Genomic DNA, 343 nt, shown 5'->3' with positions numbered 1-343 from the left:
CCCAACTGGTCAGGCAGGCCCTCAAGGTCTACAAGGAATAACTGGTCAGGCGGGTCCAACCGGTCCAACCGGTCCAACCGGCGAGGCGGGAGCAACGGGTCCTCAAGGTCCACAAGGAATTCAAGGACCACAAGGAGCAACCGGTCCAACTGGAGCAACCGGCGAGACAGGAGCAACGGGCTCACAAGGTCCTCAAGGAATCCAAGGTCCACAGGGGATAACGGGTCCGACTGGAGCAACCGGCCCGACTGGAGCAACTGGTCCACAAGGTCCACAGGGAATCCAAGGTCCACAAGGTGTAACGGGTCAGGCGGGAGCAACAGGCCAGACGGGATTGACTGGT

Annotated in this window: 1 pseudogene; it reads right to left on the bottom strand. The window is 60.6% G+C overall.

Annotated features, from left to right (window positions below):
• Positions 1-102: 102 nt before the first annotated feature.
• Positions 103-282: pseudogene (locus MR107_RS32110) on the bottom strand (hypothetical protein).
• Positions 283-343: the final 61 nt, after the last annotated feature.

This window comes from Bacillus cereus group sp. BfR-BA-01441, assembly GCF_022663075.1.
Classification (GTDB): Bacteria; Bacillota; Bacilli; order Bacillales; family Bacillaceae_G; genus Bacillus_A; species Bacillus_A cereus.
Note: the sequence above shows the minus strand (reverse complement) of the source record. Positions and strands in the feature narration are given on the sequence as shown.